Genomic DNA, 26283 nt, shown 5'->3' with positions numbered 1-26283 from the left:
GCCACTCAGCCGCCAGTATTTGATGTTTTAAATCAAATTATGCCATTTTTCAAAAACTGTGGCATACTTGGGGGGGGAGATAATTAAGCGGATCAATTGGCTATGTCTGGGGTAACTAAAATCAACATTGTTGAGTCAGTGGAAGATTTAAAAGAATTAATGAAACAACAAAAAAGTAGTTTAGCCTACGCTAAAGTACAGTCATTATATTTTTTGAAGATGGGCGAGGTAGAGACAGTTCGCCATCTAGCATTGTTAATGGGACGAGGGGAAAGAACAATGGCTCTCCCAGGTTTGGTGGGTAAAATGTATTCTAGGATACAGTCCTGCTGGCGAGTGAGTGGAACGAACCACAAAGACACGGCTCTCCCAGGTTTGGTGGGTAAAATGTATTCTAGGATACAGTCCTGCTGGCGAGTGAGTGGAACGAACCACAAAGACACAAAGGACACAAAGATTGATCGATCATATTGTAAGTTAAACTGATCACACAGAACCTAGAAGAGCCAAAGACACAAAGGACACAAAGATTGATCGATCATATTGTAAGTTAAACTGATCACACAGAACCTAGAAGAGCCGAACAATTCATCGCTGGTTAAGTTTCTATCGAGAAGGTGGAATCGAGCGCTTATTATCCGAAGGAACCCCCTCTGGAAGACCGAAAAAGATTTCGCCAGAAGAAGTCGCTCTTTTACAAAACAAATTAAAAGAAACTGGGGGTTTGGCCCGCTATAAAGAGATTTATTTTTGGCTCTCGTTCGTGCGAGAAATTCCCATCAGCTATACAACAGTTTACCGTCTCGTTAGACAGGAATTCGAAGCTCAATGAAAAGTACCTAGGCTAGGAAATAGGCTCGGTTATTTAACGGTTTGCTGAAAAATTAGGGGCGAAGCATTCCGATAGAAAATCTACGGTTTCAGCGAGAGTTTATTGCCCGAATGCTTCGCTCCTACAGGACTAACGCCGTCTCAACAAATTTTTCATCTCTACCCAGATAGAAAGTTGACCACCTAGACTAGCGGGATGGGTGAAAATTCCTTGACGGGGACTGAATAAAAAGGCCAACATAAATAGGCTAAAAGCGACAAGCACGATCGCCGGTCCAGAGGGTAAATTCCAGTAATAACTTAAATACATCCCACTGATACTAGAAATAATACCCACACCCACACCTAAACCCATGACTTGATGAAGACGGGTAACTAAAAGATAGGCAGTGGCCGCGGGGGTAATCAAAAGGGACAAAACGAGGATTACTCCCACCGCTTGGAGACTAGCAACGATTGTCAAACCGATCAGGAGCATTAAGCCTAAATCTAATAAATTTACTGGTAAACCCGCCGCTTGCGCCCCGATTTTGTCGAAAGTGTAGAATAATAGTTCTTTATACAGGAGCAAAACGGTTAATAAAACGATAACGGCAATAATTAGGGTATCGCGGATGTCGGCAGCAGTAACACCGAGAATATTGCCGAAGAGAAAGTGATTAAGGTCAATTTTGTTGTTTTTTTGGATAAGAGTGATCAGGGTGATACCAAGGGCAAAAAAAGCCGAGAAAACAATACCCATGGCCGCATCTTCTTTGATTGGGGAACGATTACGGATCAGGTTAATCAGTAGGGTACTGACCATTGATGCTAGTAAAGCACCCAGTAAAAGATTAAAATTACCAATAAAAGCGATCGCTAATCCGGGTAAGACCGAGTGACTGATGGCATCGCCCAAGAGGGCCAAACGTTGTACCATCAGGTAGGTTCCCACCACCGCACAGATGATCCCGACGATGATAGCTTCAATTAGGGATCTCTGCATGAAACTATACTGTAAGGGTTCGATTAATCCTGTTAATAGATTGTTGCCCATGAATCTGCCTTGGGGTTAAATTTTTCTGATTCTCGATCGAGGTTTTGCTCCTAGGGTCTATCTTCTAAATCGGGGGAGAAGATGAGTTAGGATAATTAGGATTAATTGTAAGTTTTTTCGCTCCTAACCGCCGCCATGGATACCCCCGTTCTTTCCTCAACTTTTTTTCTGACTCTCCTGCTCATGGTGGGATTATTCTTTTTTATTCGCGGTTCCGTCAAAGAGCGTATCGAACAGCGTGTCTATCTTACCAGTACCAGTGACGACCAACTATTAGAACAACTGCGAGATTATTTTGACCGACGTTCCTATCAAGTCAAGGCGATCGAACCCGAACAGAATATTGTCAGATTACAGGGTTTTGTGCCTCCTAGCCCCTTTCTAGCGATATTTTTGACAATTTTGGCGGCCTTGGGTTTATTTTGCTTCTCACTGGTCTTATCGGTGTTATTTCCCGATACTAATCCCTATATTTTTGCTCTTGTGGGTTTATCTCCCCTCGCGGGTGTTTTCTATTGGCAAAAAGTCGGCCGGTTAGAAGAAGTGGCTTTTAAAGTGGAAAGCAAATCTCAGCAAACGGAATTAACTGTCAAAGCCCATCGGGACGAGTTAAGACAACTACAAGATAGTTTAACCTTTCTAGAAAGACAATAAGCTTTTTATGTCCTATGAGCGCCTAATTTATCTGGCCGATACCGATGCGGCCGGTGTGGTTTACTTTGCCCATCTTCTCTCGATCTGTCATGAAGCCTACGAGTTTTCTTTAGCACAATTTGGCATCAATATCAAGGATTTTTTGAAAGATTCTCCGGTTGCCCTACCGATTACTCAAGCGGAAATCCAGTTTTTTCGTCCTCTTTTTTGTGGTAATCGCATACAGATTGATTTCACTGTCCGATCCCTAAGCGAAAACGAGTTTGAATTGCAGTATAAAATTTATTTGGCTGAAATCATGGTCGGAAAAGCAAAAACCCGCCATGTGTGCATCGCTCCCACCGCTAGAGAAAGAATCCCTTTCCCGGAATCTTTAAAAAATTGGTTAGGATATTTATCAACCCTAGAAGAGACTGGTATTTAAGGAATGATTTGGACGGATTTAACGATGATTTTAACTGGGGATTGGTGGCAAAGTGCTTGGCAATTATTTAACCTTAGTACCGGGAGGATTGTCTGGAATTCTTTTCTGGCCTTTATCCCCTTTATCCTCAGCTTTTGGCTATTTCGTACCACCCTCGATCGTTCCCTACTCTGGTGGTTAATTCTCTTAGTTTTTGTGCTTTTTTTACCCAATGCTCCCTATATTCTCACCGATAGCATTCATTTAATCTCTTATATTCAGCAGGATTACGCCAAAAGTTTATTTTTTTTAGTTTTAATTCCCCAGTATAGTATCTTTATTTTTATTGGCTTTCAGCTATACGTTCTCTCCTTACTTAATTTTAAAAGTTATTGTCAGCAAAGTCAGCTAAATTCAGCAGTTTTACCCCTAGAAATAACTCTCCATTTTTTAAGTGCGATCGGTATCTATCTGGGGCGTTTTCTTCGGCTGAATAGTTGGTATCTAGTCACTCAACCGCAGCAACTATTCTGGAGTTTGCAGAATTTACTAACTAAAAAACCTTTGATATTTATCCCTGTCTGTTTTTTAATTATTTGGTTACTATACGAGATCAACAAAAGACTTTACAATCGATTTTTTGCCTCCTGCGAGAATAACTAGAATTTCTACTACAAAAATCTCCCTAAATCGAATTCGGTTGTGGCAGTAATGTCTCGAAAACGTTCTTGACTGATAATTAACAATAATCTTTCAGTATAATCCACCGCACCGCGCAATTCTCGTTCTAATCTTGCTAAACCGGCGTTGGCATATTCCTCGAAAATTGTCACTCGCAAAGCTTCTGAATCTACCCCGTGGGGAGAAAGAATTTTTGTGTCTTGGAACTCATTGACTGCCAATAATTTGATTAGGGTATCGTAGCCACGAGAAATAAAAATTTCCAGGTTAATAGGTGAGGGTTCTTTCGCTACATTTTCTATGGCTACCCTCTCTTGATATCTTACCCCTAAAGCCGCCGCAAAAGCGATGACATCAGCATAGGTTTGAAAGGGTCCAATTCCCTGATTAAAATTAACTAAGGACTGGACAAATTCCCCTTTATCTCTAGCAATACGCACTCGATGAATGGACATATTTATCAAGTAAAAAGTTAAAAAGTTTACAAAATTTAGGAGATAGAAATCAGGAGTATTGATGAACTAATTGATCTATTTTAAGGATAGGTTTTAATTAGTCCTTTAGCTTGGTAAACATGAAATTGTTCGATGGTGACACCACCGCGCTTGATGGGAATGACAGCTACTTTAGTTATATCTTGGAAATAGGGACGGTAGCGATCAATTATTTCTGGTCTTTCTAGAGAACTATTTGTAGTAATTAATAAACCATTTTTACCGATCCATTCTTGAGGATTAAACCAAATTTGATAACCCCTTTGATCGTTGTTAAAACAGGTGACGGGAATAGGAACTAGGGGATAAAGGGCCATATCTAGCCATGCTGTCACATAAAAACTATGGGTAAAAACGAAGCTAGAATCTTTTAATAGTGCTAATAATTCGGGCGAATTAGCAAAGCCTTGGCGCAGTTGATTTATATCGACAATTTCCCGAGAAGGGTCTTGTTCTGGGGCAATAATTCCCCCAAAGATTGCGTATTGACCAGGTTTTTGGAAAGTGCCAAAAGTAACGTGAAGCATTGCTATAGATAAAACAGTAACGATAAAAATTCCCGATCCCCATAACCATCTTTTTACCCAGATTCGAGAAGATTGCTGCCAAGTATTGGCCTTTTCTCCTAATAAAATCGTGCAGGACCAAAACCCGGGTAAAATCCAACTAGGGGCGAGATAATGGGAAGCACCCACATAAAGCATTCCGAGGATTAAAGGCAGAGAAACCGAAAGAATTAACCAGTTTTTGAGGGATTCTTCATCTCGATGAAAAAATCTTTTTTTCGAGAGAAAGTTAGTAATTTGTTCGCCAAAGCTTTTAAATGTCACCCACCACATTGGCAGACCAAAAGGAGGAAACATCGTGGCGATACTAATGCCAATAACCGAGAGAATACCAAGAATATTAAAGGTTTTGGGTTCTCCAGAAAAACGGTCTTCTAAATGAAAGCGGAAGGAAATCCAATCATGGTTAATATTCCAGTAGATAATCGGCAATAAAGTTATCAAAAAAAGAATAAATCCTAATCCCAACCAAGGGGATCTAAATACAGGCCAATAGCGGGGAGTGGTCAGACAAAATAAAACTAAACCAAAACCCAAAATAAAGCCGTGATATTTACTTAAAACCGCCAATCCTACGGCAAGTCCAATATAAGCGAGACGATAGCTAGGATGATAGTTTTTTCCCCGAATTGGCCAGAATTCTTGGGCAGCTAAATAGACTGTTAATGACCAAAAAAAGATTAAAGGACTATCTGGCTGCGAGAGAATCCCGAAGACAATCCCATAGATGGGGATGAGAGTGGCGATCGCTAAAGTCATTCTGGCGACCGGCAGACTGAACAATTTTAAAGCCGTCAGATATAGCAAACAGAGGCTGCCAGTATAGAGGAGGAGAGTACCGAAGCGAATGGTAAATTGATTGACTAATCCCGTGATCCAAGTCCCAAAACCCGTGGAAATCGCTACTATTGGCGGATGATCGAAATAACTCCAATCCAGATTATGGCTGTAAACGTAATAATATGCCTCATCGTACCCTGGATAAAGCCCCAGGGCGATGATTGTTCTAAACAGGAGTCCACCGATGAGCAGATAAACGGCCAGGCGATCGCTAATTATTTTGGTCAAAATTCTTACCTCATTTCATCGCTAAAACTGATGTTAGAGACGGGAGATTTTTGGGGTTGCCAGATTTGAGATTTGTGCATCTATGGCAAGGTTAGATTTAAATGTGATCTTTAGTTACTATATCACCAACTCTGTCATCTCTTAGCCCTTGGCTATCAACAAAATCTTCCTAGGCGTTGCTGATTGGCGATCTGAAAGAGGATTAAGGGAACGGGGAACTTAGATAAAACTGATGTTAATTAAATAACTTTTGCCACCATCAAATCAATAATAATCATGACAATAGCTTGTAACCGTAAATCACGACGCTGACTTTCTTGCTCAAGAGCCTCTACCATCCATGAGGGAAACTCAAAGGCAATTGTTTGTTCCTCGGAATTAGCAGGTTTAATTTTAGTTAAATCCAAGTATTCGATGATATTTTCTCCATCATCAAAAGCTTTCATAAATTTCTACCTCTTCAGGTCTAGTTCGTTTCCGTGGCTGCATCTCAATTTGGTCGAAATATCTATATTACATTTTGGGCGTACGCTATGCGCCCCTACCATAATATTATTGTAGTGACTGTATCGGCAAGAGTCATAGTATAATTGAACCAATAGAATTTGGGCTTCCCTTGCTGCTTTTATCAGTGAGCAGTGAACAGTAAACAATAATCAGTGGTTTTCACCTCACACTGTCCACTTAAAACTACAATCTGATCACTGATAACTGAAATCCCCAACACCCGACCCCCTAATTTAATGATTTAATCAAACCGACCAGTGCTGCAGGAGATAAAAACTATGTGTATTCTCGGTTTTGATCCGGGTAAGGATAAATGTGGGATCGCGGTCAGGTCATCGACGGGTAAAATTTATACCCATGAGGTGATAGCATCGTCACAAGCGATCGAGCGTTTAGCCAGTCTCTGTCAACAGTATCCGATCGAATTGTTGGTGATGGGGAATCAAACCACCTCAAAAAGTTGGCGCCAAAAAATTGCCGCTCGTCTCACCATCCCGATTACTCTAGTAGATGAACGCAATAGTACCCTAGAAGCGCGTGATCGCTATTGGCAAATGTTCCCCCCCAAGGGATTACAGAAACTCATCCCCCAAGGTATGCGTCTTCCCGATCGCCCCATTGATGATATAGTAGCGATTCTACTGATCGAACGTCATTTACAGTCCAAATAATGTCAAACTACAAAATAGACACAGCAGGGTGAATTGACGATGCTCCTAAGTAAAGGTTTTGAAGTGGAAATGTATACCGGAACAGCAGCCGGAGAAATTATCGGTTTATCCGATCGCATTGTCAAGGATTTGGATGGTTTTGTCCGGGAACCGGATAGTCGTAACGTAGAATATACTACGGCTCCCATGACTAACTATGACCGTCTTTTATGCGCTACTTTAAAACCTCGTCTGGCTCTACGGCAATATTTGCGTCGTTTAGGCGATTATACCCTAGTCCCCGGCAGTACCCTCTCCTTGGGTGATAGTCAGCATTTTTATCGCAGTGACCCCCACAATCCCTATCATGACTATATCGAACAGACCTACGGCACTAATGTGGTCACGGCCAGTATTCATATTAACGTCGGTATTAGCGATTATGAGGATTTAATGCGTGCCTGTCGCTTAATTCGCCTAGAAGCTCCTTTATACTTGGCTTTAAGTGCTTCTTCTCCTTTTCTCGACGGTAAAATCACCAGTTCCCATTCCCGTCGTTGGCAAGTTTTCCCCCAAACTCCCGCTGATGTTCCCCTCTTTGAAAGTCATAAACATTTTGTCACCTGGACCGAGGAACAATTAAAACTCGGCACGATGCAGAATGTTCGTCATCTCTGGGTGTCGGTACGTCCTAACGGTAGCAATCGTCCCTATAATCTCAATCGTCTAGAATTGCGAATTTGTGACCTGATTGCTGATCCTATTAGTTTATTAGCAGTTATGGCTTTTTTAGAGGCCCGTTTAACTCAACTTTTACAGGATCCCCAATTAGACCCCTTAATTTTAAGTCAATTACCCAGCAGCAATCGCAGCGAGGATTTATTGACTTTAACCCAAGCAAACGAACAGGCTGCCGCTCGTTTTAGTCTTGATGCCACCCTGAGACATTGGTACGATGGCCGAGAAATCTTAGCTAGGGATTGGATTAAAGACCTCTATGTTCAAGTTTATCCGATCGCTAAAGAAAGGGGTTTTAGTTGTTTCCTCTCCCCCTTACAAAAAATCCTCCGTGAAGGTAACACTGCACAGCAATGGTTAAAACAATCCGACCAGGGTATGGATGTTAAAAGTATTATCAAACAGGCGATTATTACCCTAGAAAAACAGGAACGAGAGTTAGAACATAAATTATGTCAGCATATTTTAGTCGCGTGAATAATTATTTTAAGGCCATGGTAATTAAACCCTGTTGACCGAGAAGAATTTCCCGCAGCAGCGTACAAATTCCCACCCAAATAATTGGAGAAATATCAACTCCTCCCAAGGGTGGTATCAGTTTACGCACGGGGATTAAAAAAGGTTCTGTGGGCCAGGCAATAATATTAAAGGGGAAGCTATTTAAATCTGCCTGTGGATTCCAAGTCAGCACGATCCTTAAGATAAACAAAAGGGTCATCAACCCTAAGATAATTCCCAATGTCCAACTTAATGCGATCGCTGTGTCCATAGTTTCCAATCCCGTCTTTTTTACCGATTATTTTCCCTACAATATAACAGTTTTTGTCCCATTTAATCATCCTCATCGCCCCAGCACCCTGCCAGTTATTCTTGTCAACCTCCCGGGTAAAAATGCCGCCAAGAAAAAGTCCCCATAGGGCTTGACAAACCAGCCCGACTTGACTTATACTTTTGTTATAATGGGAATCCGTGCCGACTTGGAGACCCTCTCTTTTCAGACCAAATAACGACCATCTTTTGCTGACCTCAGAAGTAACTTAAAGATGACAGAATTTCGCATCGAGAAAGACAGCATGGGAGAAATTCCCGTCCCTGCCGATAAACTTTGGGGAGCGCAGACCCAAAGATCCCTACAATACTTTAGTATCGGTGATAATCTCATGCCCCGGGAGATGATCCGGTCCTATGCCATTCTCAAAAAAGCCTGTGCAATTGTCAATCAGCAAAAAAATCGTCTCAGTCAGGAGAGAAAAAACCTAATCTGTCAAGTCTGCGATGAAATTTTAGCCGGACAACACGAGGATAACTTTCCCCTCTACGTTTGGATGACAGGAAGTGGTACTCAATTTAACATGAACATCAACGAAGTCATCTCCAATCGTTGCAGTCAACTGACGGGGAATCCTTTGGGGAGCAAAACCCCCGTGGATCCCAACGATCATGTTAATATGTCCCAATCGACGAATGATTCCTTTCCCTCGGCCATGTATATTGCCGTTGCCTTGGCAGTCAAGGAAAAATTAATTCCCAGTTTGCAACTATTACGGAATAGTCTCGATGAAAAAGCGCAATTATGGGCGAATATAGTTAAAATTGGTCGCACTCACCTACAGGATGCCACCCCTTTAACCCTCGGACAAGAATTCTCCGGTTATGTGGGTTTATTAGATGACGGCAGCGATTGGCTAGAAAAATGTCTCGAAAAAGTCTATCGTTTATCCTTGGGAGGAACAGCAGTGGGTACGGGAATTAATGCTCCCCCGGATTTTGATCGAGATGTGGCAGCAGAAATCGCTAATCTGACCAAATTACCCTTTATTACCGCTCCTAATAAGTTTACCGTGCAAGGTTCCCACGATGCTCTAGTTTTCTTGAGCGGGGGACTGAAAACTATCGCTAGTTCCCTCTATAAAATTGCTAATGATATCCGTTTACTTAGCTGTGGTCCCCGTTGTGGATTAGGAGAATTACAGCTGCCGGAAAATGAACCGGGTTCTTCAATTATGCCTGGGAAAGTTAATCCCACCCAATGCGAAGCTTTATCGATGATAGCAGTGCAGGTGATGGCTAATGATTTAGCGGTGACGATGGGAGGCGCCGGGGGACATCTGGAAATGAATGTCTATAAACCGCTGTTGATTCATAATCTTATGCAGTCTATCCGGCTGCTCACGGATGGTTGCGGCAATTTCTGTCAGTTTTTGGTGAAGGGGATGACTGCTAATCAAAAACAAATTGAGACTTTTTTAAATCAGTCCTTGATGCTGGTGACTGCTTTAAGTCCCGTGATTGGCTACCAAAAGGCTGCCTACGTCGCTCATTATGCCCTAGAAAAGGATCTAACTCTGAAAGTGGCAGCCTTGCAACTGGGATACATCAACGAGGCAGATTTTGACCGCATTGTTGACCCCGCTAAGATGGTCAATCCCTACGTTGCTGATGGTTAATTCTCTGAGGGGATAACTGCCGCAAAAATCAGAGGTCGCAGGCAGGCACGGATTCCCATTATACATATAAGTATATGGCAAGCGGCGGGATTTGTCAAGCCCCACCGGTCAAAATTTCTCCTAAACTTGGCTAATGATAGCGAAGAAAACAAAGAGAAAAATCATAAATGCTGCTGCCATGCGGAAGAAGGATTTAGGAAGATTAATAACTTTCTCCAGTTGTAGGAAACCCACCAGAAAATAAGCGGCGATTGCGAGGAGAATCGGTATAACTAAGCGCCAGATTGTGCCGAGGGGACCAGAGAAAAACTCACCGATTTTATAGCGGGGTGTATCTTCTTCCGCGTGAGGAGGAATAGTTACACTTGTCCAAGTTTCCCCCCCATCGGTGGAACGAAAAACTGTAGTTTGAGCGCCACCAAAACCGAATAAAGTTTGATCTTGAGCGTAATTAGGAGAAAACTGGACCGAGATCCCAGAGGAAGGGATACTATGAATTTTCACTAGGGGTATTTTAGGATCACCAATTGATTTAAAAGTTTCCCCGCCATCAGTAGATTTAAACAAACCATCTCCCTGTAAACTAACTATTACCGTGCGATCATTAGCATAATCAGGAGAGATAGCAATGGTTTCTACCGATGCTTGCGGATTAAACCCCGGTTTCTCTAATTTTGTCCAACTTTTAGCACCATCTTTGGTGACAAACAAACCGGAAATTGTCCCAGCAAAAATAGTTCGATCACTGGGATAATTGGGAGAGATTGCCAACTGCACATTAGCGGTTTTTGATAGGGGGGGGCCTTGGCTGACATTATTCCAAGTTAGTCCACCATCAACACTTTGATAAATACCCTCTTTTCCCGTGACAAACAAAGTTTTATCCTTAGCAAAATCAGGGGATGCTACCATGGCAGGAGCATAATTACCAGAAATTTTGCCCACTTCACTGATATTTTTAACCGTATTTCCTCCATCGGTAGAACGAAATATTCTCCCCTGCTGATTGGTGAGAAAAAGAGTTTTATCGTTAGCAAAATCTGGAGAAGGAACTATTCTTGGACCGCGGACTCTCTGATCAATTTCGATAATTTTCCAGAAATCACCACCGTTATCGGATTTGGCAAATCTATTGCGTAAAAAACCAGCAAAAATAGTTCTATCTTGTCCATAGTTAGGAGAAAAGGCAATGTCAAAGAAACGCCGGGGATCTTGTCCTGACTCCTCCGTATCTTTACCAAATCGATAAACCTCTAAACCGCGATTAATTGGTGTCCAAGTTTCCCCTTTATCGCGACTGATAAAGATATTGCCTACATAATTAGCAATGACGACAGTGGCATCTTGGGCATAATTAGGAGAAACCGCCATGTCGATAACTGTTCCCCGAGCTAAAGTTTCTATTTCCTGCCATTTTTTGCCGCTATCAGTGTTTTTAAATAAGCCATTAAATCCCCCTAAAAACATCGTATCTTGAACGACTTTTAAATCCATAAAATGGGGAACTTTATAATCATCAGCCTGTTTATCTTTGGTTAAACCCTCGCTCGTTTTTGTCCAACTTTTGCCCCCATCCTGAGAAACATACATTCCGTCATACCAAGTGATGGCATAAAGGGTGGAGTTTTGGGCATAGTCAGGAGAAATAACGATGTCTTCGATGATTTTATCTTTAATTCCTTCGTTGACGGCTTGGAAGGTTTTACCATCATCAACGGTTTTAAAAATACCTGCTTCTTTTGTACCGACAAAAAAGGTTTTATCCCTGTCTAGATTAGGAGAAAAAGCAATTGTATCTACTGCCCCCACATTGGTAGGTAAGGGGAGATTCTGCCAAGTTTTCCCCCCATCAGAGGAAGTGTATAATTTCCCTTTTTCATCCCCGAAAAAAATTCGCCCTGGATTGTTGGGGGTAATAGCTAGAGATGTTATCAGTGCATTGGTGGGGAAAATATTTGACCAATTTTTACCACCATCTGCGGTTAAATAAACCCCTTTTTCTAATCCCACTGCTGCTGCTATATTGGGATCGGAAGGGGCAATTTCTACGAAGCTAATCAAGTTAGTTTCTAAACCCTGATTAACTTTCTGCCAAGATTCCCCCGCATCTTCACTTTTATAAATACCATTGGATCTTGAAGCTAAATAGAGAATATTTTTATTGAGGGGAGATAGGGACAGGGAACTTAATTCCCCCGTATAATCTAAACCTTGAATTAATCTTGTCCAGTTGCTGCCTCCATCGCTAGATTTATAAAAGTTATTTCGCACCAAGATATATACTGTATTATCTGTCTGGAAATCGGGAGAAACTTCCACTTGACTAATTACATCATGGGGACGATGGGCAAAAACGGGATTACTCCAAAGACAAAAAACTGTAGCGATTATCAATAAAATGAGATTAAACTTGTGGGCGCATCTCAGCAAACTTTGGCGATTAATCATAATTAAACTGCTAACATCGAGGATAAAGATTGACCTAATCTAGCAAAGGACGATCAAAATTTAAGCAAGGGTTCTGTAAGAGTATAGACAAAAATGGCGATTATAACCATTACTAAAATCGGGCTTATTTGCTATCAGCATAGATTAGAACCAATCTCTACACTTTGATTATTGTAGAGACTCATTGCCTTTTGTAACCCTTGTTTGAGACCAAGTTCGATCGCTTTTCTGGACAAGTCTAACACTTTCAAGATGACTTCGTTTTCTTGGGGGGTGAATCGGCCTAAAACGTGGGAAATTGTCGCTTTTTCGGTTGATTTACCGATTCCTATGCGTAAACGAGCGAAGTTTTCCGTGCCAACGTGGGCAATCATCGATTTAATCCCGTTGTGTCCGCCAGCCGATCCCGATAGACGGATTCTCAACCGGCCCAGGGGCAGATCCATATCATCGTAAATGACTAAAATCGACTCTGGAGCTAGTTTATACCAGTCCAGCACCGCTCGCACCGATTGCCCGGAGCGATTCATATAGGTTTGGGGTTTCAAGAGACGAATTTTGCCCCAGGGAGGACCGTCACCTTCGGCGATAAAACCTTGAAATCGCTTATTTTCCTGCCAAGATAGCCGCCAATCCCGCGCTAATGCGTCCACAGCTTCAAAACCGATATTATGACGGGTGCGATCATATTTGGGTTCGGGATTACCCAAACCGATAATTAGCCGAGGAATGATTAAATTAGGGGTTTTATCGGAATTCATAGGGAGAAATCGGGTTTTTAACCAGGACCCGACTCTTATTATCACCGAATTAGCACTCCGAGCGCTGGAACAAAGTTTCTAGATAAACCTTGGCACAGCTATTTTGCTCCTCAAAATTCATCCTTTCGGGGGATTGACAATTAAGTAGAAAAAATGACAAGGCCGCCGTAAACACACCATCTTGATCCCAACCGGGGTGAGCTTCTAGGTATTGTTGTAGGGATTGATGGAGGATTTCGGGGATTTCTGCCAAGATACTGACTGATGTATTCATATCGTTTACCTCTGATCGGAAGTGGGGAAATCCCTGACTCCTGTAGTGGACAGTAAGGACTATTGTGAGCCAAGTTGGAGGGAGTTGCAATATTACCAGATGTAAAGGAATGCTTTAGAAAAACTTAATATTTACGAGGGAATAAGGGTTAGAGCTAGATTTTATTTACTTAACTTAACAGTAACTCAGTATCTATCGATGGGGATTTTGACAATCAAGATTAATTTTTTCTGGAAGCAAGTGCCGATTCTATCGCTGTTGCCTGTGGAAAAGTCTGGGTAAACTGTGGAAAACTTGGGAGTGAGTGGGGAAATACCGGGGAATGTATGGGGGAAAACATTGGGGAAAAATAAGATTTGCAAATTTTAGTCAGCAGTGCTGCTCAAATCCGATCCCTGATAGCTGTCTCACCAGTCTGGGAGTCTCGACGCTGAATGCTGGCTGCTATGCTTTCACCACCAATACTGAACAGGTAGCTTCTGCCACCACGAGACTACTAACAGAATCTTCGATCACCCGTTGAACTCCCGTTAATCCCCGGCTGCCGATCACGATCAGATCAGCATGATAGATATTAGCTAAACGAATAATTTCCTCCGCAGGATCGCCGAAGATGACCTCGATTTCACTGGGGACAGCAATCTGGGATTGATAGCAGCGCAATTGATCTTCAATGATCTCACGGGAGGGGTGAGGGCGATCCACTGCCGATTCATCTCCCTCTTTGCCGAGGATATGGGTGAGGATGACGCGAGAATTTGCCGTTAGAGAAAGGGAATTCAAGGCATGGAGGACTCGATCCGATAATTCCCCACAATCTAAGGCAACAACAATATTTTTAAACATTTTGACTAAATCCTGCCGCTAAATAAACTTCCAATTAAGATTCCGGAGCAAAAAATCTTTTATTTTGCCATTATCTAAGGATAATAAGCCGAGATAGACAATTTTATAGGTTATTACGATCAGTTAAGATTTCGTAACCCGTGGCGGTTACTAGGACAGTATGCTCAAACTGAGCGGAGAGAGCATTATCCATGGTCACCACCGTCCAACGATCGCGCAAAGTTCTGGTATGTTTAGATCCCGCGTTGACAATTGGTTCAATTGCTAGAGTCATCCCGGCGCGGAGTTTGACATTGGGTAACTGATTAGTGCGAAAATTAAATACCGAGGGTTCTTCGTGGAGATTTCTGCCAACTCCATGACCGGTAAAATCTTCTACCACTTGAAAACCGTTAGCTTGAACGTGATCTTCGATCGCTCCTGCGATATCGAGCAGATAATTGCCAGCTTTTACCTGATTTATGCCTTTATATAAAGCTTCTTCCGCCACACGGATTAATTTTTCGGTTTTGGGAGAGACGGAACCGATCGCGATCGTGATACAGGAATCCCCATGATAACCTTGGTAGTAGGCCCCCGTATCTACCTTTAACACAGAACCGGCTTTGAGGCGTTTTTTCGGGCTAGGGATACCGTGAACGACTTCGTTATCAACGGAGGCACAAATCGAGGCAGGAAAGCCATAATAACCTTTAAAACTGGGAGTAGCACCCATTGCGCGGATACGTTTTTCCGCATAGGCATCCAGATCCGCCGTCGTCATCCCGGGTTGAGCGATCTCGGCAATTTCCTTGAGGACTGTGGCGGCAATTTTACCCGCTTGTCGCATAATAACGATTTCTGCGGCGGATTTGGTTTCGATTCCCCGGCGGCTTTTCTGTACTCGCGGTGAACCTACTTGCTCTGGGGTTTTAGTTTCGGGAAAAAGCAGCTTGGTTAGGATGTTCATGGAGATTTGGCTGTCGAGTCTTTACCTAACTTAGCATTTTCCCGGCGATCGATGACCACTCTGGAGAAATCAAGGAACATCTAGAAAAAGAAAAGTCTCAAGGGGTGACAAGCAGATTGAAAGTGAAACAGGGTGTGGGGGTAAGGTGTAGGGAAAAACCTTGAGACTTTCCCCGAAATGAGGACGAGAGAATCAGGTTTAAGCTTAAGTAAGTTAATGAATTTGACGGCTGACAGCGAGGAGATTTTCCCCACACCCCACACCCCACACCCCACACCCAGCCTAGACTTCAACCTCGTTGTCACCCCTTCAGTAGAAAAGCTATAGTAGGAAAAAGACTATTTTTCCGGCGAGGTGACAATTTATGGCAGTCAAAAAAGAGTTTTCCAGTTTTCAGGAACTGTTGCAATCCACTAATCTTCCCGTGTTAGTGGATTTCTATGCCACTTGGTGCGGTCCTTGTCAAATGATGGCTCCGATTCTAGAACAAACGGGAATGTATTTCAAAAATCGCCTACAAATTGTCAAAATTGATACAGACAAATATCCCAATTTAGCCAGTAAGTACGGTATTCAAGCTTTACCGACTTTAGTAGTCTTTAAAAATGGTCAACCGATCGATCGAATTGAGGGAGTGGTGCAGGTTAACCAACTGGTTCAACATTTACAAACTCTGTTGTAAGATGATTTTGAACCAGAACTAGGAGTTAGTGTCATGGCAAAGGCGATTTGGAATGGTGCAGTGGTAGCGGAAAGCGATAACTGCGAAATTGTCGAGGGAAACTACTATTTTCCCCCCGATACCATCAAAGCTGAATATTTCCAACCCAGTAACACCCATACCATTTGTTCTTGGAAAGGAGAGGCTAGTTATTATACTCTCAGGGTAGATGGACAGGATAATAAAGATGCCGCTTGGTATTATCCCGATCCTAAACCAAAAGCCCAAAATATTAAAGGATATATCGCTTTTTGGCGAGGTGTGAAGGTTGAGAAATGATCGCCATCTACCCCGGCAGCTTCGATCCAGTTACACTCGGTCATTTAGATATTATCGAACGCAGTGTGCCACTATTCGAGCGAGTAATCGTGGCAGTTCTCTGCAATCCCCATAAAAACCCCCTGTTTACCGTCGAACAACGCATAGAACAGATCAGATACTGCACAAAACACCTGAAAAACGTTGAGATAGACAGTTTTTCAGGATTAACGGTTGAATATGCCAGATTGAAAGGAGCCAAGGTACTTTTGCGGGGGTTGCGAGTCCTCTCGGACTTTGAAAAAGAACTGCAAATGGCCCATACCAATAAAACCCTCTGGGAAGGGATCGAAACGGTTTTTTTAGCCACCACCAAAGAATATAGTTTTTTAAGCAGTAGCGTGGTTAAAGAAATCGCTCAATTCGGTGGCTCCGTCAGCCATCTAGTCCCGGAAAACGTTTCTAGAGATATTTACTCATACTACAGTTAACATACTAGAATACAGTAATGAGGACGACCTGAACCTATGGCGCGCCGAGAACCTAATGATCGCAAAAAAGCAGTACCTAACACTTCTAATAGTGGGGTTCCCAGTCCACCCGTCGATTTCGATATCTATCAGGATCTGGCGCGTCTGCAAGAGATGATTTTTGATAGTTTCCATATCCCCCTCACCCGTTGGACAATGATCGATGAGGGACAGATATCCGAACAAATCGATATCATCTATGAAACCGTGCCACCGGCAGTACAGAAAGCTTTAGCAATTTTGCAGGAAGAACAGGAAATTATCACTAAAGCAGAGGAATACGCTCAACAAGTCCTTCGTTCCGCTCAACAAAGAGCCGCCCAAATTCTCGATGAGTCCGGTATTATTCAACAGGCAGAACGGCAAGCGGCCCAAATTCGTCAACGGGTTCAGCAGGAGTGCGAATCCTTGCAACAACAAACCCTCGATGAAATCGAACAAATGCGTCACAGCGCCGTGCAGGAAGTGCAACAGTTACGACAAAAAAACCAAGCTGAATGTCATGAAATTCAAAAAGACGCTGACGACTATGCCGAAGCAGTTTTAGAACATCTCGATCAACAATTAGGGCAAATGTTACAGGTTATCCGCAACGGTCGTCAACAGGTAAGATCGAAACCAACATCCTCAAACAATCTACCCGGAGAACGTCCTTAATCAGTTATCAGTTATCAGTTATCAGATGTAAGTTTTAAGTTAATTAGTTAGTTATCTTTATCTTTATCCCTGATTACTGTTTACTATTTACTATTTACTGATCGCTGAAAAGAACCAAACCTCCGATTCCTCACCGATAACTGATAACGGAATTTCATGAATAACCCCTCCTCGAATTCCCCTCTATTCGGACGCTTTCTCAGCGGGTTATTTAGCTGGAAAATTTGGTTATTTCTCCAGATATTTCAAGGTAGTAAAAGCTTTTATCGATTCCTGTATCATTATTTATATCGTCGTCCTAAAATCGATCGCATTCTCGGTAGCGATGTTATCTATATCCCTGAGAAAAAACTTTATAGCATTCCCCTCGATGTGCTGAAAATGGAGCGGCAAATGGTTAATAGTGATCGCCAGCAGTTGACTTCTGTTACCACTTGGCAAGTTAAAACGATTCATCCCACCATCACCGAAACCGAGATACAATTCCACGATGTTACCGTCGATTTACAACAGGTAGAGCTGATTAAATCAGACCTTAATAACTACGATTATACTAATACTCGCCGCTTGGCTCCTCTGGTGAAAACCTTACTTTTTGAAATTAACCCCAAAATTGCCAGTTTAGTGGAAAAGAGAAATCAATTACATAGATTGCGAAATCTGGCCGCATCTTCCGAAATTTTTCATTCACAAACTCCATTGTATGATCGAGCAATTAATCAAGTCCAGCTAATTATCGATCAAGCGGAAACTTTGAGACAAGAATGTTTAAAATTTATCCGAGAAACTCTGATCGAACGGGAATTAGTGCAATCCGATATCGATACCAATCTCCTTGATTGTAACCTCGATTTTGCCAGTCAATATCAACTAATTCAAGAAAAATATCAACTCTGGAAAGAAGAGGTACAAGCTTATTTTGAATTAAAAGATTCTTCTCTACTTAAAAATTAACTATCACCGTCAGTTATCAGTTATCAGTTATCAGTTATCAGGAGATTATTTTGATTTATTCTCCACACTTCATAATTCATAATTCATAATTCATAATTCATATACTTTTTCAACAGGATTTATTATTATGTCTAATTTAATGGCAATTCGTGAACATATTTTTGCTTGGGGAAAACGCACCTATATCATGGGTGTTTTGAATGTTACTCCCGATAGTTTTAGTGATGGGGGAGAATTTGACAATGTTGAAAATGCCCTGCTACAGGCGATGAAAATGATCGAGGCCGGGGCTGATATAATCGATATCGGTGGTCAATCCACCCGTCCGGGAGCCGAAGAAATTAGCCTAGAAGCAGAATTATCGCGAGTTATCCCCGTAATCACCGCTATTCGACAACAAAGTTCTATTCCTATCTCTCTCGATACCACTAGGGCGATCGTGGCAGCCCAAGGTATCGCCGCCGGGGCCGATTTGATCAATGATATTTCTGGGGGAACCTTCGATCGCCTATTATTGCCCACGGTGGCTAAATTGGCCGTTCCCATCATCCTCATGCACCTGCGGGGCAATCCGCAAACCATGCAATCTTTAACACATTATGAGGATTTAGTCAAGGAAATTAAAGAATTTTTACAGAATCGCGTTAAGGAAGCTGTACAGTGGGGCATTGCTAGGGAAAATATTATCATCGATCCGGGGATTGGTTTCGCCAAAACTGGGAGACAAAATCTTGAGTTATTGCGAGAATTAGGGCAATTTCGGGATTTAGATTTACCTATTTTAATTGGATTGTCGAGAAAACGCTTTATCGGCGAGATTACAGGCAAAGATGACCCAAAAGAACGAGTTTTCGGAACGGCGGCGGCTTGTGCTATAGCGATCGCTAAGGGGGCCGATATCCTGCGCGTCCATGATGTGGCTGCGATCATAGATGTGAGTAAAGTGGTGGACGCAATCGAGCGAAGTTGAAAATTTTTGCTAGTCTTAAAATCATCCACACTTCGATCGAAATTAGCGATGAATAGCCAACTAACCAGCGATCATTGTATGTTACCCGTGATTCGATCTCCCCGGGATTATCAAGTTTTTCGCATTAGCGCTGGGGATACAAATCGTTTAGCGATCGTCTTCGATTCTACCGTAGCGGGGGATTCCTTGACCGTCTGTGTGGAAATTTTCGATCCCCACGGTTGTACCCCTACCCATCGTCATCATTTTGCCGTAGAAATGTTTTTTATCCTCAAAGGGGAGGGAATGGCTATCTGTGATGGTAAACCGATTCCCCTAAGTCCAGGGGATAGTTTATTAGTCCGTCCCACGGGTATTCACGAGATTAGAAATGTGGGGGACGGAAGACTTTATGCACTATGTTTTATGGTTCCCAATGAGGATTTTTCGGAATTAATTCGCAATGGTATCCCAGAGGAGTTAGACGCAGAAGATTTAGAGGTGTTGATGGGAACTATTAAAGGATGATCAAGCCATATTATTCCTTAAATTTTGGGCTTTTTTTTCAGGAAAAGAGCGATAAAAAAGGTAAAGGTTCCTCCCAGAAGTCCGAAGATTAGCCAATTTAATCTTGGATAGCCTTTATTGATAGCGATGACTGTAGCAATGCCACCGATGAGACAATGCCAGAAAAAAAGCAACAAGAATAAATCCAAACTGGGAGAAATATCAGCGATTAGTTTCATACTTTATCAGTAGAGCGAATAGAATTTTTCCAATGACCGAATCCCTGACCCGATTTTATGTTTATCAACCTTTATAAGTATTTCTATTTTTTTGTCCAAGGCCATTTTGTTCCCATCTCGGTTAAAGCTGAAAAAACTAGATAGAGAATGAGAAGGGCAAAACCAAAGAGAAAAGTCAATAAGTCGTTATTCATCGAGTCATCGCTGATAGCTTAAAGGTCACTAATTCACTACTATTCATTTGCCAACTACTTAGAAATTGCTGCTTTTCTAGACTGTTTAAACAGGATCGATCATTGTTGCTGTTGTGCCAAATAGTTAAGCACTGTTTCCAGAGTTAAGTCTAAGCGTTCTGAGATTTGTTGCGGGGTTAAACCGAGGTCTTGCAGTAGAGAAATTGTTTTCAATTTTTGCAAGTTTATTCCCTGTTCAATACCATCTCCAAAAGCTTCTTGATAGAAACGAGTTTGTTTTAGGTCTTGTAGTTCCAACATAGCTTCAATTTCCTCTCGACTTTTTTGGGGTAACTTATAAATGATGATCGTTTCGATTAAATCAATGACATTTCTCTGCACTAAGCGATCGCTGACTTCTCTTTGAGCCTGTTTAATTAAAATCTTAGCAGAATTAACAGCTTGACTCTCGCTTTCCGTAACCAATTTGATCAGGGCGATCGCTAAGGAAGGAGTCTCATCATTGGCCAATTCATCCAGATAGATTCTTTTAACCCTTGCTAGGGATAAAAAATCTGCAAATTGCTGGGGATGTTCTCGCTCAATTTCTCGGCTAGGATAAATAACAACTATCTGCCAGGGTGACAAAGGTTTATACTGTCTAAGATACAAGAAAAGTTCCGAAAATAATCGATAATATAGGTCTTCATCCTTTTGAAACTGCACTTCTACCAGATAAAAAGGCAAATTTTCCAGATTATCGAGCGGCAAAAATAAACCATCCAATCGAAAAGCTAGTTGTTTGACTTCTTGGGAAGTAAATCGATAATTGCTAACCATAGCATCGGGTCGCTCAATTAATTCAAAGAACGAATCGGGAAAATCGAGAAACATTCGATAGAATATGCTGTCAGTTTTCATGCTGTCACAAAATTACCTGTAATTTCCGCTTAATCCGCCAACAAAAGAGAATTAACCTATGATCATCCCATCGTTTCTGCAACCCGGCGCTAAAGTTTCTCTGGTGGCCACCAGTGGCGCCGTCAAGGAATTAGCCGCCCTAGAAAAAGGCGTAGAAATCTGGCGATCGAGGGGTTATCAAGTGGAATTTAGCGAGAATTGGTCGAATCGTCTCGGTTATCTCGCCGGTAGCGACGAGCAACGTCGTCAAGCTTTGGCCCAAACATGGCAAGATGCCGATTGTCAAGCAATTCTCTGCGCTAGGGGGGGTTACGGTAGCGCTCGCCTCTTAGAAAATTGGACATGGGCAAAAACTAACCCGAAATGGTTAATCGGTTTTTCCGACGTGACGGGGATTTTATGGAGTTTAGCGAAACAAGGCATTTGTAGCGTTCACGGTCCAGTTTTAACCACCTTAGCCCAGGAAAGTCCCCAATCAATTGATCGCCTCTTTTCTCTTCTGGAAGGTCGTCCTTTAGCCCCTCTTATCGGTCAAGGTTGGGGTGGGGGCAAAGTGCGGGGACGCTTATTACCGGCTAATTTAACCGTAGCCACCCATCTCCTCGGAACCTCGGTTCAACCCACCCTAGAGGGGGTAATTTTAGCCCTAGAGGACGTAACCGAGGCCCCCTACCGGATCGATCGAATGTTAACTCAGTGGCGAATGCTGGGCATTTTCTCCCAAATTAAAGGCATTGCCCTCGGTCGTTTTAGCCGTTGTCTGGCAGCCCCCGGCAGTGATAGTCAAACCATAGAGGAAGTCTTAAAAGAGCGTTTGGGCGATTTAGGCATTGCGGTTATTGCTGAGTTACCTTTCGGTCATGATGGCGATAATGCCGCTTTACCGGTGGGAACAATGGTAGAACTGGACGGGGATCGGGGAATCTTAGAATTTTTCTATCCAGAATGATCCACTTTTTTGATACTATCTTAGAGAAGTGTTAACAAATGTAACAAAAAATTAATTATAGATGAAAGTATTAGTTGTCGGTGCCACGGGAACCCTAGGGCGACAGATCGTGCGTCATGCCATCGATCAGGGACATCAAGTGCGTTGTTTGGTCCGCAGTCAGAGAAAAGCCGCTTTTTTGAAGGAATGGGGCGCGGAATTAGTCGGGGGAACCCTGCGGGATAAGAGTACCATTATTACCGCTTTAGAGGGAATGGATGCGGTAATCGATGCCGCTACTGCCCGGGCGACGGACTCAGCCAGCATTAAACAGGTGGATTGGGATGGTAAAGTTAATCTGATTCAAGCGGCCAAAACTGCCGGAGTCGATCGCTTTATTTTCTTTTCGATTCTCAATGCCGAAAAATATCCCAATGTGCCTTTAATGGAGATAAAACGCTGTACCGAGAAATTTCTGGCAGAATCGGGTTTAAAATATACAATTCTCCGTCCCTGTGGCTTTATGCAGGGTTTAATCGGTCAATACGCCATCCCGATGTTAGATAATCAAACCGTCTGGATCACGGGGGAAAGTACAGCGATCGCCTACATGGACACCCAAGATATCGCTAAATTCGCCGTTCGCGCCCTAGAAGTCCCCGAAACCGTCGGTCAATCCTATCCCGTGGTGGGCAGCAAAGCGTGGAAAGCTGAAGAAATTATCGAAGTTTGCGAGCGCCTATCGGGTAAAGAGGGGAAAATTTGGCGTTTACCCATGGGATTACTGCGTTTTATGCGAGGAATAACCCGTTGTTTCCAATGGACCTATAATATATCCGACCGACTAGCTTTTGCGGAAGTTCTCGCTAGTGGTCAGGCTCTTGATGCTCCAATGAAAGAAGTTTATCAAGTATTTGGCCTTGATCCGAGTCAAACAACTACTTTAGAATCCTATTTACAAGAATACTTTAGCCGCATTCTCAAGAAGCTCAAGGAAATCGACTTCGAGAAACAAAAAGCTCAGAAGAAGAAAAAAACCCCTTTCAAAAAGAAAGCGTGATTCAGCAGTAGGAAAATTTGTCAATGCCCAAAATCGGCATTATTTACAACGATATTAAGCCTATCGCTTGTAAAACAGCCCATCAGATACAAGATCAGCTACTTTCCCTAGGTTGGCAGGTGTTTATGGCTACCGGCAGCGGTGGCCTACTAGGCCATTCTAAACCCTCTCGCCCAGTTTGTTTTACCCCGATCGATCAGTTAGTCCCCCCCCACTTCGAGCAAGATTTAAGTTTTGCGATCGTGTTGGGGGGCGATGGTACAGTCCTATCGGCGGCCCGGCAGTTGGCCACCCTCAATTTGCCCCTGTTAACGGTCAATACGGGACACATGGGCTTTTTGACCGAAATTTACCTAAATCAGCTAGAACCAGCCTTAGAACTGGTTTTAGAGGGGAAATACACCATCGAAAATCGCTCGATGATCACGGTACGACTGTTTCGCGAAGATACCCTCCTCTGGGAGGCACTTTCTCTCAATGAGGTGGTCGTCCACCGGGAACCCCTCACCAGTATGTGTCATTTTGAGATTCAAATTGGTGAACACGCACCCGTCGATATCGCTGCCGATGGGGTGATTCTCTCCACTCCCACCGGTTCTACTGCCTATGCTCTCAGCGCCGGTGGCCCGGTAATAACTCCCGATGTGCCGGTATTACAATTAGCCCCCATTTGTCCCCATTCTTTAGCTTCCAGATCCTTGGTATTTTCTGACAAGGAAACTGTGAATATTTTCCCAGCAACTGCTAACCGCATGGTGATGGTAGTGGACGGTAATGGCGGTTCTTATATCTTGCCAGAAGATCGAATTAATGTGCAGAAATCGCCCCACCAAGCTCATTTTATTCGTCTGCAATCGACGGAATTCTTCCGTATCCTCCGGGAAAAATTGGGTTGGGGTTTACCTCATATTGCTAAACCAACTTCGGTGGAATTACCTTAATCAGTTATCAGTTATCAGTTATCAGTTATCAGATGTGAGCTTTCAGTTCATTGATTGCTGGTTACTGTTTACTGATAGCTGAATTTATGCTCTCTTTTCGTGCCAAGATAGCTTTTTATTTAGAGGATGTCACCACGGCGATCGGACTGACGGTAAATCTGCTTATCTTGGCATTAATTTTACTATCTTTGGGGATTTATGTGGCTCAAACCTATCCCTTATCCGCCACTTGGCAACTGTGGTTACGTCAGCTTGATGGAGGAATTTTAAGCTTATTTTCCCTAGAGTATTTAATTCGGTTTTGGTGTGCGGAATCAAAACTAGGCTTTATTTTTAATATTTTTTCCATCCTAGATTTATTATCAATTCTACCCCTATTTTTTGGTTTTTTTGATATTAGATTCTTTAGAATTTTTCGCTGGTTTAGAATTTTGCGAGTGATTCGGTTTTTTGGTTCTGACCTTTCTATTTTTAGGATTAAAACTTCCGATCAGATAGTATTTACTCGCATATTACTAACTCTATTTTCGATTATTTTTGTCTATGCGGGTTTAATTTATCAGATCGAACACCCGATTAATCCCCAAGTCTATCGGACATTTTTTGATGCTTTTTACTTCGCCGTTGTCACTATGACTACCGTGGGATTTGGGGATGTAACTCCCCTTTCTGATGGGGGCAAAATGGTGACAGTTTTAATGATTTTAACGGGAGTTTTGTTAATTCCCTTGCAAATTAGCACTCTGACTAAACAACTATTAAAATCTGGCACTCAAATTGATTATCCTTGTCCAGATTGTGGTTTACCCCGTCACGATATAGATGCCAACTTTTGTAAAAACTGTGGCGCAAAACTCTTAAAAAAACCTGATTGATAGTAATTCTGGCGAAATTCAGGAGCCGGTCGTCAGGAGATTATTTTTATTTATTCTCCCCGCTTCCCCACTTCCCCACTTCCCCACTTCCCAACCCCCAATCCGTCTAAATGTTAAGTTAAGTATCGAAGAGCGGCCGTTTCATCACCCAGTAGTAATATAATCACTGAGTTATCAACTTTGATCCTTAAGTATGACTGCATTCACCACAACCCCCACCCTTGCCAATTTACCCGCCAGTGACAGCCGTAGCCGCGTCAGTGAATTTATGAAATCCCTACAGGATGAAATTTGTCAGGGATTAGAAGAAGTGGATGGACAAGCAAAATTTATCGAAGATAGTTGGCAACGGCCCGAAGGTGGTGGCGGACGTTCGCGAGTTTTGCGGGAAGGGGCAATTTTTGAACAAGCAGGGGTGAATTTTTCGGAAGTTTGGGGGAAAGAATTACCCCCTAGCATTGCCAAACAACGGCCCGAGGCTGCCGGTCATCAATTTTACGCCACGGGAACCTCGATGGTTTTGCATCCTCGCAATCCTTATATTCCCACGGTTCACCTCAATTATCGCTATTTTGAAGCAGGTCCGGTTTGGTGGTTTGGCGGTGGCGCTGATTTAACTCCCTACTATGCTTTTGAAGAAGATGCTAGTCATTTTCACCGCACTTTTAAACAGGTTTGCGACCAACATCATCCCGAATATTATCCCGTTTTTAAACGCTGGTGTGATGAATATTTTTATCTCAATCATCGTCAGGAAGCTAGAGGCATCGGCGGGATTTTCTTTGATTACCAAGACGGTTTAGACCCTCTCTATCGGGGTCCTTTTGCCGAAAGTGATGCCGCTATCTATTCAGAAAAATTATCTCCCCAACAACCCCGCAACTGGGAAGAAATTTTTAGTTTTATTAATGACTGTGGCCGAGCTTTTCTACCCGCTTATGTTCCCATTGTCCAGAAACGGCACTCGACGGAATACGGTGACAGAGAACGTCAGTTTCAACTCTATCGTCGCGGTCGTTATGTAGAATTTAATTTAGTTTATGATCGTGGCACAATTTTTGGGTTGCAAACTAACGGTCGTACCGAGTCGATTTTGATGTCTTTACCTCCTTTAGTCCGTTGGGAATACTGTTATCAACCTGCACCAAACACCCCAGAAGCAAAACTCTATGATGTCTTCCTAAAACCCCAAGATTGGGTTAATTGGCCAGGTTAAA

At 42.6% G+C, this 26283-nt stretch carries 31 protein-coding genes and 2 pseudogenes; 21 read left to right on the top strand and 12 right to left on the bottom strand.

The window, feature by feature from the left end:
* Window positions 1-102: 102 nt before the first annotated feature.
* Together MICAI_RS10990 and MICAI_RS23760 are read left to right on the top strand one after the other, a co-directional pair.
* A pseudogene (locus MICAI_RS10990) lies at window positions 103-345 on the top strand (hypothetical protein); the annotation flags it as partial.
* Window positions 346-580: 235 nt separating this feature from the next.
* Window positions 581-829, top strand: a pseudogene (locus MICAI_RS23760) (helix-turn-helix domain-containing protein); the annotation flags it as partial.
* Window positions 830-961: 132 nt separating this feature from the next.
* Here MICAI_RS23760 and MICAI_RS10980 read toward each other — a convergent pair.
* The gene (locus MICAI_RS10980) at window positions 962-1867 is read right to left on the bottom strand and encodes a metal ABC transporter permease (RefSeq protein ID WP_008201632.1); all 906 of its coding nucleotides are present in this window, start codon (window positions 1865-1867) and stop codon (window positions 962-964) included.
* A 135-nt stretch (window positions 1868-2002) separates the two neighbouring features.
* Between MICAI_RS10980 and MICAI_RS10975 the strand changes: the two genes are divergently transcribed.
* Genes MICAI_RS10975 through MICAI_RS10965 form a run of 3 tightly spaced genes read left to right on the top strand, consistent with a single transcriptional unit; the run spans window position 2003 to window position 3587 of the window.
* On the top strand, window positions 2003-2521 hold the full coding sequence (locus tag MICAI_RS10975) for a cofactor assembly of complex C subunit B (protein ID WP_002734244.1): 519 nt from the start codon (window positions 2003-2005) through the stop codon (window positions 2519-2521).
* A gap of 7 nt (window positions 2522-2528) precedes the next feature.
* Window positions 2529-2945 carry an acyl-CoA thioesterase gene (locus MICAI_RS10970; protein ID WP_008201629.1) on the top strand — a complete coding sequence of 139 codons (417 nt, stop codon included), beginning with the start codon at window positions 2529-2531 and terminating at the stop codon, window positions 2943-2945.
* A gap of 3 nt (window positions 2946-2948) precedes the next feature.
* Window positions 2949-3587 (top strand): DUF1361 domain-containing protein, encoded by a 639-nt coding sequence (locus MICAI_RS10965; protein WP_008201627.1) that lies wholly within the window; start codon window positions 2949-2951, stop codon window positions 3585-3587.
* A gap of 8 nt (window positions 3588-3595) precedes the next feature.
* Here MICAI_RS10965 and MICAI_RS10960 read toward each other — a convergent pair whose 3' ends face one another.
* The 3 genes from MICAI_RS10960 to MICAI_RS10950 all read right to left on the bottom strand — a co-directional run bounded on the left by MICAI_RS10960 (window position 3596) and on the right by MICAI_RS10950 (window position 6179).
* Window positions 3596-4060, bottom strand: coding sequence for a DNA phosphorothioation-associated protein 4 (locus tag MICAI_RS10960; protein WP_008201626.1), 465 nt, complete (start codon window positions 4058-4060; stop codon window positions 3596-3598).
* A gap of 80 nt (window positions 4061-4140) precedes the next feature.
* The gene (locus MICAI_RS10955) at window positions 4141-5733 is read right to left on the bottom strand and encodes an ArnT family glycosyltransferase (protein ID WP_008201624.1); all 1593 of its coding nucleotides are present in this window, start codon (window positions 5731-5733) and stop codon (window positions 4141-4143) included.
* 239 nt (window positions 5734-5972) lie between these two features.
* Window positions 5973-6179, bottom strand: a complete 207-nt coding sequence (locus MICAI_RS10950; protein ID WP_008201622.1) for a hypothetical protein — start codon at window positions 6177-6179, stop codon at window positions 5973-5975.
* Between the two features lie 339 nt (window positions 6180-6518).
* Here MICAI_RS10950 and MICAI_RS10945 point away from each other — a divergent pair, with 339 nt between their 5' ends.
* Together MICAI_RS10945 and gshA are read left to right on the top strand one after the other, a co-directional pair.
* Window positions 6519-6911, top strand: coding sequence for a pre-16S rRNA-processing nuclease YqgF (locus MICAI_RS10945; RefSeq protein WP_008201621.1), 393 nt, complete (start codon window positions 6519-6521; stop codon window positions 6909-6911).
* A 39-nt stretch (window positions 6912-6950) separates the two neighbouring features.
* Window positions 6951-8105 carry a glutamate--cysteine ligase gene (gene gshA, locus MICAI_RS10940; protein WP_008201619.1) on the top strand — a complete coding sequence of 385 codons (1155 nt, stop codon included), beginning with the start codon at window positions 6951-6953 and terminating at the stop codon, window positions 8103-8105.
* A 4-nt stretch (window positions 8106-8109) separates the two neighbouring features.
* Here gshA and MICAI_RS10935 read toward each other — a convergent pair whose 3' ends face one another.
* Entirely contained in the window at window positions 8110-8397 is a 288-nt protein-coding gene (locus tag MICAI_RS10935; protein WP_008201617.1) for a YggT family protein, read from the bottom strand.
* Between MICAI_RS10935 and MICAI_RS25870 the strand changes: the two genes are divergently transcribed.
* Both MICAI_RS25870 and fumC read left to right on the top strand, forming a co-directional pair.
* Window positions 8390-8545: a hypothetical protein gene (locus MICAI_RS25870; RefSeq protein WP_157221748.1), complete on the top strand. Its 156-nt coding sequence runs from the start codon at window positions 8390-8392 to the stop codon at window positions 8543-8545. The two genes, MICAI_RS10935 and MICAI_RS25870, sit on opposite strands and share 8 nt — an antisense overlap.
* 126 nt (window positions 8546-8671) lie before the next feature.
* Complete coding sequence (fumC, locus tag MICAI_RS10930) at window positions 8672-10075, top strand: class II fumarate hydratase (protein WP_008201616.1); 1404 nt, start codon at window positions 8672-8674, stop codon at window positions 10073-10075.
* A 120-nt stretch (window positions 10076-10195) separates the two neighbouring features.
* On the opposite strand, the gene MICAI_RS10925 is transcribed toward fumC, so the two are convergent.
* From MICAI_RS10925 to map, 5 genes are all read right to left on the bottom strand, one after another.
* Window positions 10196-12523, bottom strand: coding sequence for a WD40/YVTN/BNR-like repeat-containing protein (locus MICAI_RS10925; RefSeq protein WP_008201614.1), 2328 nt, complete (start codon window positions 12521-12523; stop codon window positions 10196-10198).
* Between the two features lie 134 nt (window positions 12524-12657).
* A complete protein-coding gene (pth, locus tag MICAI_RS10920) occupies window positions 12658-13284 on the bottom strand; it encodes an aminoacyl-tRNA hydrolase (protein ID WP_008201612.1) in 627 nt (208 codons plus the stop codon).
* A gap of 49 nt (window positions 13285-13333) precedes the next feature.
* Complete coding sequence (locus tag MICAI_RS10915) at window positions 13334-13558, bottom strand: DUF2811 domain-containing protein (protein WP_008201610.1); 225 nt, start codon at window positions 13556-13558, stop codon at window positions 13334-13336.
* Between the two features lie 444 nt (window positions 13559-14002).
* A complete protein-coding gene (locus MICAI_RS10910) occupies window positions 14003-14404 on the bottom strand; it encodes a universal stress protein (protein WP_008201608.1) in 402 nt (133 codons plus the stop codon).
* Window positions 14405-14507: 103 nt separating this feature from the next.
* Window positions 14508-15353 (bottom strand): type I methionyl aminopeptidase, encoded by an 846-nt coding sequence (gene map, locus MICAI_RS10905; protein ID WP_008201607.1) that lies wholly within the window; start codon window positions 15351-15353, stop codon window positions 14508-14510.
* A gap of 364 nt (window positions 15354-15717) precedes the next feature.
* On the opposite strand from map, the gene trxA reads away from it, so the two are divergent.
* From trxA to MICAI_RS10870, 7 genes are all read left to right on the top strand, one after another.
* Window positions 15718-16035, top strand: coding sequence for a thioredoxin (trxA, locus tag MICAI_RS10900; RefSeq protein ID WP_008201603.1), 318 nt, complete (start codon window positions 15718-15720; stop codon window positions 16033-16035).
* 33 nt (window positions 16036-16068) lie between these two features.
* The gene (locus MICAI_RS10895; protein ID WP_002743550.1) at window positions 16069-16353 is read left to right on the top strand and encodes a DUF427 domain-containing protein; all 285 of its coding nucleotides are present in this window, start codon (window positions 16069-16071) and stop codon (window positions 16351-16353) included.
* On the top strand, window positions 16350-16823 hold the full coding sequence (coaD, locus tag MICAI_RS10890) for a pantetheine-phosphate adenylyltransferase (protein ID WP_008201601.1): 474 nt from the start codon (window positions 16350-16352) through the stop codon (window positions 16821-16823). Before MICAI_RS10895 ends, coaD begins: the two co-directional genes overlap by 4 nt.
* A gap of 36 nt (window positions 16824-16859) precedes the next feature.
* A complete protein-coding gene (locus MICAI_RS10885; protein WP_008201600.1) occupies window positions 16860-17519 on the top strand; it encodes a hypothetical protein in 660 nt (219 codons plus the stop codon).
* Window positions 17520-17675: 156 nt separating this feature from the next.
* Window positions 17676-18473 carry a hypothetical protein gene (locus MICAI_RS10880; RefSeq protein WP_008201598.1) on the top strand — a complete coding sequence of 266 codons (798 nt, stop codon included), beginning with the start codon at window positions 17676-17678 and terminating at the stop codon, window positions 18471-18473.
* 127 nt (window positions 18474-18600) lie between these two features.
* Window positions 18601-19443: a dihydropteroate synthase gene (folP, locus tag MICAI_RS10875; protein WP_008201596.1), complete on the top strand. Its 843-nt coding sequence runs from the start codon at window positions 18601-18603 to the stop codon at window positions 19441-19443.
* A gap of 48 nt (window positions 19444-19491) precedes the next feature.
* Window positions 19492-19950, top strand: coding sequence for a cupin domain-containing protein (locus tag MICAI_RS10870; protein WP_008201594.1), 459 nt, complete (start codon window positions 19492-19494; stop codon window positions 19948-19950).
* Between the two features lie 17 nt (window positions 19951-19967).
* Here the strand turns inward: MICAI_RS10870 and MICAI_RS10865 are convergent, their stop codons facing one another.
* Together MICAI_RS10865 and MICAI_RS10860 are read right to left on the bottom strand one after the other, a co-directional pair.
* On the bottom strand, window positions 19968-20168 hold the full coding sequence (locus tag MICAI_RS10865; RefSeq protein WP_039899996.1) for a hypothetical protein: 201 nt from the start codon (window positions 20166-20168) through the stop codon (window positions 19968-19970).
* Window positions 20169-20461: 293 nt separating this feature from the next.
* Window positions 20462-21262, bottom strand: a complete 801-nt coding sequence (locus MICAI_RS10860; RefSeq protein WP_039899995.1) for an Rpn family recombination-promoting nuclease/putative transposase — start codon at window positions 21260-21262, stop codon at window positions 20462-20464.
* 58 nt (window positions 21263-21320) lie between these two features.
* Here MICAI_RS10860 and MICAI_RS10855 point away from each other — a divergent pair, with 58 nt between their 5' ends.
* The 5 genes from MICAI_RS10855 to hemF all read left to right on the top strand — a co-directional run bounded on the left by MICAI_RS10855 (window position 21321) and on the right by hemF (window position 26282).
* Window positions 21321-22211, top strand: coding sequence for a S66 peptidase family protein (locus MICAI_RS10855; protein ID WP_008201590.1), 891 nt, complete (start codon window positions 21321-21323; stop codon window positions 22209-22211).
* A gap of 61 nt (window positions 22212-22272) precedes the next feature.
* Complete coding sequence (locus MICAI_RS10850) at window positions 22273-23250, top strand: SDR family oxidoreductase (protein ID WP_008201587.1); 978 nt, start codon at window positions 22273-22275, stop codon at window positions 23248-23250.
* A 23-nt stretch (window positions 23251-23273) separates the two neighbouring features.
* Window positions 23274-24191, top strand: coding sequence for an NAD(+) kinase (locus MICAI_RS10845; protein WP_008201585.1), 918 nt, complete (start codon window positions 23274-23276; stop codon window positions 24189-24191).
* Window positions 24192-24277: 86 nt separating this feature from the next.
* Window positions 24278-25066 (top strand): ion transporter, encoded by a 789-nt coding sequence (locus MICAI_RS10840; protein WP_039899994.1) that lies wholly within the window; start codon window positions 24278-24280, stop codon window positions 25064-25066.
* A gap of 193 nt (window positions 25067-25259) precedes the next feature.
* Window positions 25260-26282, top strand: a complete 1023-nt coding sequence (gene hemF, locus MICAI_RS10835; RefSeq protein ID WP_008201582.1) for an oxygen-dependent coproporphyrinogen oxidase — start codon at window positions 25260-25262, stop codon at window positions 26280-26282.
* The last annotated feature ends 1 nt before the right edge of the window (window position 26283 follow it).

It is taken from the genome of Microcystis sp. T1-4, from assembly GCF_000297435.1.
Classification (GTDB): domain Bacteria; phylum Cyanobacteriota; class Cyanobacteriia; order Cyanobacteriales; family Microcystaceae; genus Microcystis.
This window is presented reverse-complemented; position numbering and strand designations above follow the sequence as displayed.